Annotated in this window: 5 protein-coding genes; 4 read left to right on the forward strand and 1 reads right to left on the reverse strand. The window is 58.1% G+C overall.

Annotated features, from left to right (window positions below; genetic code table 11):
* Nucleotides 1-167 precede the first annotated feature (167 nt).
* From OCV64_RS10780 to OCV64_RS10795, 4 genes are all read left to right on the forward strand, one after another.
* A complete protein-coding gene (locus tag OCV64_RS10780) occupies nucleotides 168-2603 on the forward strand; it encodes a glycogen/starch/alpha-glucan phosphorylase (RefSeq protein ID WP_147572371.1) in 2436 nt (811 codons plus the stop codon).
* A gap of 93 nt (nucleotides 2604-2696) precedes the next feature.
* The gene (locus tag OCV64_RS10785) at nucleotides 2697-3500 is read left to right on the forward strand and encodes a histidinol-phosphatase HisJ family protein (protein ID WP_262669986.1); all 804 of its coding nucleotides are present in this window, start codon (nucleotides 2697-2699) and stop codon (nucleotides 3498-3500) included.
* Nucleotides 3501-3519: 19 nt separating this feature from the next.
* Nucleotides 3520-3954, forward strand: a complete 435-nt coding sequence (rpiB, locus tag OCV64_RS10790) for a ribose 5-phosphate isomerase B (protein WP_147572373.1) — start codon at nucleotides 3520-3522, stop codon at nucleotides 3952-3954.
* Nucleotides 3955-4225: 271 nt separating this feature from the next.
* A complete protein-coding gene (locus OCV64_RS10795; protein ID WP_262669987.1) occupies nucleotides 4226-4714 on the forward strand; it encodes a hypothetical protein in 489 nt (162 codons plus the stop codon).
* A gap of 54 nt (nucleotides 4715-4768) precedes the next feature.
* Here the strand turns inward: OCV64_RS10795 and OCV64_RS10800 are convergent.
* The coding region (locus tag OCV64_RS10800) for an S-layer homology domain-containing protein (protein ID WP_262669988.1) at nucleotides 4769-7065 on the reverse strand (2297 nt) is incomplete at its 5' end.

Below are 7065 nucleotides of genomic sequence, written 5' to 3' on the forward strand. Positions count from 1 at the left end.
CTTTTCTTATGAAAAATGTTGAGAAATCCCCGGAAACGCCCATATCTTGGGCGTTTCTGCCCATTGACGCTCCTGCCCAAACCTGATACAATGGCTGGGCAAAGACCGCTTTTTGCAATTTTTCCTGCGTGCGGAAGCACCGATTTTGATATTACAGGAGGCTCTCTATGGCAGAATATACCAAGGCCCAGCTCACCGAGATGATTATCGGTAAGCTCCAGCGCAACTTCGGCCGCACTGTGGAAGAGGCCACCCCCAACCATATGTTCAAGGCCTGTGCCCTAGTCCTCCGGGACATCATGTCCCGCCATCAAATCGAAACGGGCAACCAGGTGTGGGAGGGGCAGCGGCGTCAGGTCCACTACCTGTCCCTGGAGTTCCTCATGGGCCGCTCTCTGGAGAAGAACGCCTATAACTTGGGGCTGCTGAATACACTCAAGGAGACGCTGGAGGGACTGGGCTTCTCCGCCGCCGATCTATTTGAGCAGGAACCCGATGCCGGCCTGGGCAACGGCGGCCTGGGCCGTCTGGCCGCCTGCTACCTGGACTCCATGACCACCCTGGAGATCCCCGCCACCGGCTACTCCATCTGCTACGAGCTGGGCATCTTCAAGCAGAAGATCATCGACGGCAAGCAGGTAGAGCTGGCGGACAACTGGCTAGGTCTGGGGGACGCCTGGCTCATCCCCAAGCTGGATGAGACGGAGGAGGTCCGCTTCGGCGGAAAGATTGAGGACCGATGGGATGAAAACGGCGTCAACCACCCTGAACATGTGGGCTATACCGCCGTGCTGGCCATTCCCCGGGACATGGAGATCGCCGGCTACCAGACCCGGCATACCAACACCCTGCGCCTGTGGGACGCCAAGAGTCCGGTCCCGGTGGATATGTCCCTCTACTCCCGGGGCGAGTATCTCAAGGCTGTGGAGCAGCAGGCCATGGCGGAGGTCATCGCTAAGGTCCTCTACCCCGACGACAACCACTACGAGGGGAAATCCCTGCGCCTGAAGCAGCAGTATTTCTTTGTATCCGCCACGGTCCAGTCCATTGTCCGCAAGCACCGGGCCCAGTATGGCACCCTCCACAATTTCCATGAAAAGCATGTCATCCAGATCAACGACACCCATCCCACCCTGGTCATCCCGGAGCTAATGCGCATCCTGTTGGACCAGGAGGGCTATTCCTGGGACGAGGCATGGCATATTGTCACCCATACCGTGTGCTACACCAACCATACCGTCTTGGCCGAAGCTCTGGAGCGGTGGCCCCAGGCCTTGATTGAGAGTCTGCTCCCCCGTGTGTGGCAGATCCTGAAGGAGATCGCCCACCGCTACCAGGGGGAGCTGGAGCGGCGCTACGGTAGCGACCAGGGCAAGATCGCCCACATGGCCATCATCTGGGGGGGCGAGGTGCGCATGGCCAACCTGTGCGTCTGTGCCTGCCAGTATATCAACGGCGTTTCCGCCCTCCACTCCGATATCCTGAAACGGGAGGTATTCCATGACGCCTATCTGGCCGCCCCGGGTAAGTTCAAGAATGTGACCAACGGCATTGACCACCGCCGCTGGCTGTCTCAAATTAACCCCAAGTTGGACGCCCTGATCCGGGACTGCTCCGGAGGAGACGAGTACCTCATCCACCCGGAGGCCATTCGGAAGCTGGAGAACTGCAAGGACGACAAGTCCGTGCTGAAGCAGCTGGAGGCCATCAAAGGGGAGAACAAACGCCGCTTTGCCGCCTATGTGGCACGGGAATCCGGCGTTATCCTGAACACCGACGCCATCTTCGATGTCCAGGTCAAGCGCCTCCACGAGTATAAGCGACAACTGCTCAATGTCCTCCACATCGTCTATCTGTATCAGCAGTTGCGGGATAATCCCAACATGGATTTCACCCCCCAGACCTTTCTCTTTGGCGCCAAGGCGGCTCCCGGCTACCATGTGGCCAAAGAGATCATCCAGCTCATCAACTCCCTGGCAGCCCAAATCAGCAGGGACCCGGTCTGCAAGGATAAGCTTCAGGTGGTTTTCCTGGAGAACTACCGGGTGTCCCTGGCGGAGAAGCTGATGCCCGCCAGTGAGCTGTCCGAGCAGATCTCCACCGCCGGTAAGGAGGCCAGCGGCACCGGCAACATGAAATTCATGATGAACGGCGCGCTGACCATCGGTACTCTGGATGGCGCCAATGTGGAGATGCACCAGCAGTTGGGGGACGAAAATATTTTCCTCTTCGGCCTGACCGCCGAGCAGGTGAACCAGCGCAAGCGGGAGGGCTACCGCTCCCTGGACCTCTACCAGCGGGACCATGGGCTGAAGCGGGTCATTGACCAGATCGCCGCCGGCTTTGACGACCATGTGTCGTATAGCAGCATCACCGACCGCCTCCTCTTTGGCGTTGGGGGCTCTATGGCGGACGAATATATGCTGCTGGCCGATTTCTCTAGCTACTGCCAGGCTCACAAGCGGGCGCTGGAGGCCTATGCCGACCGCCAGCGATGGAATCAGATGTCCCTCATCAACATCGCCCGTTCCGGCCTCTTTGCTGCCGACAGGTCAATCAGCGACTACGCCAGAGAGATCTGGCATGTTCCTGTCCGAAAATAATGGGAAAAGCGGGCCCGGAGGGCCCGCTTTTCCATCCTTCCCCCTTGCAAAAACAGGGGAAAGGCACTACAATAGGGAAGAAGGAGGTGGGCCATGTATCTTACAGACTACCACACGCACTCCTGCTGTTCACCGGACAGCACCGCCCGGCTGGAGGACATGGTCCGGGCGGCACGCAGGGCCGGCCTCCGGGAGCTGTGCACCACCGACCACTGTGACCTGCAGGACGAAAACGGAGCTCCTCTGGGCGGCTGGGACTGGACGCCCATCTTGGACCAATACTGGCGGGCCCGTGACAAAGGCGGCAGCGAGGTGAAGGTGCTGCTGGGCCTCGAGCTGGGCGGGGCCTATACGGACCCCGGCCGGGCTGAGGCTCTTGTGGCCGCCGCCCCCCTGGATTTTGTCATCGGCTCCATCCACAATCTGAGCCCAGAGGCGGGAGGTCGAGATTTTTTCTATTTGGACTACCGCTCCGAGGAGGCGTGCTACACCACGCTGGATGACTATTTCGCCAGTATGCTGGCTCTGACCCGGCTGGACTGCTACGACGCCCTGGGCCATATTATCTATCCCCTCCGCTATATGAACGGCAGAGCAGGCTGGCACATCACCTTGGACCGGTATGGGGAGCAGCTGGACCAGTTGCTCCGTGCCGTCATCCAAAACGGGAAGGCAATCGAGGTCAACACCCACGGCGGCCGGGAGGTGGAGGATTGGCGCCCCATCCTTAGACATTACCATCAGTTGGGGGGCGAGTTGGTTACTACCGGCTCTGACGCCCACTCCCCCGGAAATGTGGGACGCGGCATCTCCCAGGCTGTGGCTCTCCTTCGTGAGACAGGATTCCATCGCTTTGCCGTCTATCGGAAGCGGCGGCCTGAATGGATCAAACTATAAGAATTGGAGGATATTTATTATGATCGCAATCGCATCTGACCATGGCGGCTATAATTTGAAGGAGCATATCAAGGCCTATCTGGTAGCCAAGGGCATCTCCTGCCAGGACTTCGGTACAGACAGTACCGCCAGCTGTGACTACCCTGTATTTGGCAAGGCGGCTGCCGAAGCTGTGGCTTCCGGCGCCTGTGAGAAGGGGATTGTCATCTGCACCACCGGCATCGGCATCTCCATCACCGCCAACAAGGTGAAGGGTATCCGCTGCGCCCTGTGCGCCGATCCCCTGTCCGCCGAGTTGACCCGCCGCCACAACAACGCCAATATGCTGGCGATGGGCGCGGGGATGATCGGGCCCAACCTGGCAGAGCGCATCGTAGACGTGTTTTTGACCACGGACTTTGAGGGAGGGCGCCACGCCCGCCGCGTGTCCCAAATCATGGATATGGAGAAATAAAGGGCAAGGACCTGGGGGCGTGGCCTCCAGGTCCTTTTTATGGGAAGAGACCCGATGGCAGACTCTCTTTGAACAGAATTGTATTATAATTTCCAAAAAATGTATGAAACCGTCCCACTTCGGGGCGGTTTTTGTGTTAGATAGAAGGGGTCACGCTGCGGCTCCGGCCCGACTAACCGGTCATGCAGGGCGTGACAACCCAAAGCGGGAGAAAAAGGTGTACCCCGCAAAAGCCACATCCCTGATCTTAATCATTAAAGGAGGAACCATTATGTCAACGAATAAGACGCAGCATTACCAGCTCAACCAATGGGAGGCGGAGGATAAGGTGCTCCGTATGGAGTTCAATGAGGACAACCAAAAAATCGATACGGCTCTTTTTGGGAAAGCCAGCCGGGAAGCCATGGACCAGCTGACACAGAAGGCCGCTGTTCTCGCAGCGGATATGGCCGGAAAAGGAAACTGTCAGGTAGTGGCGGGGAGCTATGTAGGGACCGGAGGCGCCGGAGCCAGTGCCCCAAACCGCCTGACCTTCCAGCGAAGACCGATGCTTCTTTACGTCTATGGCAGCTGGCGGTTGCTCTGCGGCCGTGGAGAGACCTCTGCGGCGGCCCAGTCTACGGTCAATAACGACCGGACGAACACGGTAACATGGGAGGAGCGGGCCGTATCCTGGTATAATGATGATGGCAAGGTGTCGCCTCAGTTAAACGACGAGGGCAGGACCTATCACTATCTGGCCCTTCTGGAAATGGAGTGAAAGAAGGACCCCGGAGCTCTGGCTCCGGGGTCCTTTGGGGTTGCGGAAAAGAAATTACTTGGTCAGATAGACGATAACGAACTCGTTGTCATCCTCGTCCAGCTGGATCAGAGTGACGTTGTCAAAACCGTCCTTGGTTACGCGGTTCTCGATGGAGCCGGCGCCAATGGACTTGACGGTGGTGCCGTCGATGGTGTAGACCTTCACGTCATCAGCCAGCAGGTAACTCTCGTCGTCCAGAGTCAGGGTGCCGTCCTCGTAGTCGACAGTGGACACAGACTCTTCGGTCTTCACCAGATCGCCGTCAACGTTCTTCTCAAACTCGGCATAGAGGTCGTCCTCGTAGCTCTTGATCTGGTACAGGCCAACCTCCAGATCATCCTTACGGGTCAGCAGGGTGGTCTTCTCGCCGTCCATGAAGACATCGTACTCATAGTACTCCTCGTCGTCCTCGTCCAGACCCACAGCGTAGTTGTCGGACAGGACATAGACCAGCTCGTCAGCGCTGGTGCTGGCGGAGCCCTCGTTCTCGGAGTACACAACGACCAGACGGCCGCCGTCGAAGATGTAGTATACGTTGCCGGCCTCAACCTCGGGGGCGTTCTTCACGCCGGTGTAAACCTTATCCTTAGCGATGAACAGAGTGGAAGAGTTACCAGTCTTGGTAACGCCGGAGATGGGCTTGGCGACGTTATCCACGGTGGCACTCTCGGCCTTATTCTGATCGTCCACCAGCTTCAGCTCATACTCGCCGTTCTTCTTCTCCTTGAAGGTGTAGAACTTCTTGGCATCCTCAGACTTATCCCAGGTGAAGTCATCGTCGTTGTCCAACTCGGACACGGTGATAGTCTTGGAGGTGCCGTCCATAAACAGGGCCTTGGCGATGTTGTCGAAGCCGCTCTCGCCAACTTCCTTCACGAAGATATAGTCGTCAACATTGACCTCGTCGTTGGCAGCCTTGGCGCCGATCACAAAGCCGTTCTCGTCCAGGAAGAAGTCATACTCGTCGCCGGCGTTGATCTCGACATTGTTGTAGCCGGAGGCCAGGGTGTACTTGGTGCCGTCCAGAGTGAAGCTGCCGTTGTAGCCATTCTCCATATCGTCAGTGATCTTGACGGTCTTGACGGTGCCGCTGACGGTCTCTACGTCAGACACGGCCAGCACATCGTTATCGTCGTTCACGTCGGCGGCCTCAATGAAGATGACGAAGTAGTCGTCCACGTCATAACGCTTGGACAGGCGGTCGAACCAGTCGTCGTCATCCTTGCTGTTGTCCTCAACCGTGAAAGAAACGGCCTCGTCGTCATTATTCAGCCAGGGGTTGTAGACGTCCATGGTGACATCCTCGTCGTCCATGTCGGTCACCTGAGCCAGGTAGCCCTGGAGCAGGACAATCCGGTCGATCTTCTTGTCGTCATCTTCAGCAGCGTACAGCTCAATGACGGTGCCCTTGTACTTGCGGGCGGCCAAGTCTGCGACGCTGTCCAGCCCGGTCTCATCAGAGCCGTTGACATAGATGGTGGCACCGTCGAAGTCGTAGCCGTCCTTCTCCAAGTCCTTTACCTCGTCCTTGTCAAAGTCCTTGACATAGGTCATGACGGGCTCCTCACCAGCGTACTTGCCGATCTCGTCGCCCTCGTAGGACCAGATGACAGCGGGACGGCCGAAGTCGTCGTGGTCGTCGGCTTTCTTCTTCAGCTCGCCGGCGAACAGGTCCTCGCCCAGCTCGGCGGAGTACTTCTTGCTGTCGTCATCTTTCTTGCCATTGATGGCGTTATAACGGTTGCCGGACTTGTACAGGTCGCTGTACTCAGCGGAGCCCAGGTACACAGTGGTGCCATCAGGGGTGACCACCTTGCCGGGCTCACGGCCCACGATGACCTGAGTGGCCTCCAGGGTGTTCAGAGCCAGCTGGGCCACGTCGTTCCGGGTCATGGCCTCAATAGCGGCCACATCCACGTCGTTGTACAGGTCGATCTGGTTAGCCTGACGGATGGTGGACAGCTGCCAGTCATCGCCGAAGTCGGACTGATACTGGAAGTAGCCCAGAGCCTTCAGCATCATCAGAGCGGCCTGAGCAGCAGTGACGGAGTCGCTGCCGCCAAAGGTCTTGGCGTCATAGCCGGAGATAATGCCGTGGGTCCAGCAGGCGGCCACATAGGGCTCAGCCCAGGCGGGCACATCGGTAAAGGGGGCGGTGCCAGCGTAGTTGGACACCTTGTAGTCCAGCATGTTGGACATGATGACGGCCATCTCGTTGCGGGTGACGTTGGCGTCGGGGTTGAACTTGCCGTTCTCGTCGCCGGTCATAACACCGACGGCCTGGAGAACTTCGATGGCTTCCTGATTGT

The organism is Muriventricola aceti (genome assembly GCF_025567565.1).
Classification (GTDB): Bacteria; Bacillota; Clostridia; order Oscillospirales; family Oscillospiraceae; genus Lawsonibacter; species Lawsonibacter aceti.

Bases quoted from the DNA above. Each gene is read 5' to 3' on its own strand.
- OCV64_RS10795 (WP_262669987.1), top strand. From the start codon at position 4,226: ATGTCAACGAATAAGACGCAGCATTACCAGCTCAACCAATGGGAGGCG.
- OCV64_RS10785 (WP_262669986.1), top strand. From the start codon at position 2,697: ATGTATCTTACAGACTACCACACGCACTCCTGCTGTTCACCGGACAGC.
- OCV64_RS10780 (WP_147572371.1), top strand. From the start codon at position 168: ATGGCAGAATATACCAAGGCCCAGCTCACCGAGATGATTATCGGTAAG.
- rpiB (WP_147572373.1), top strand. From the start codon at position 3,520: ATGATCGCAATCGCATCTGACCATGGCGGCTATAATTTGAAGGAGCAT.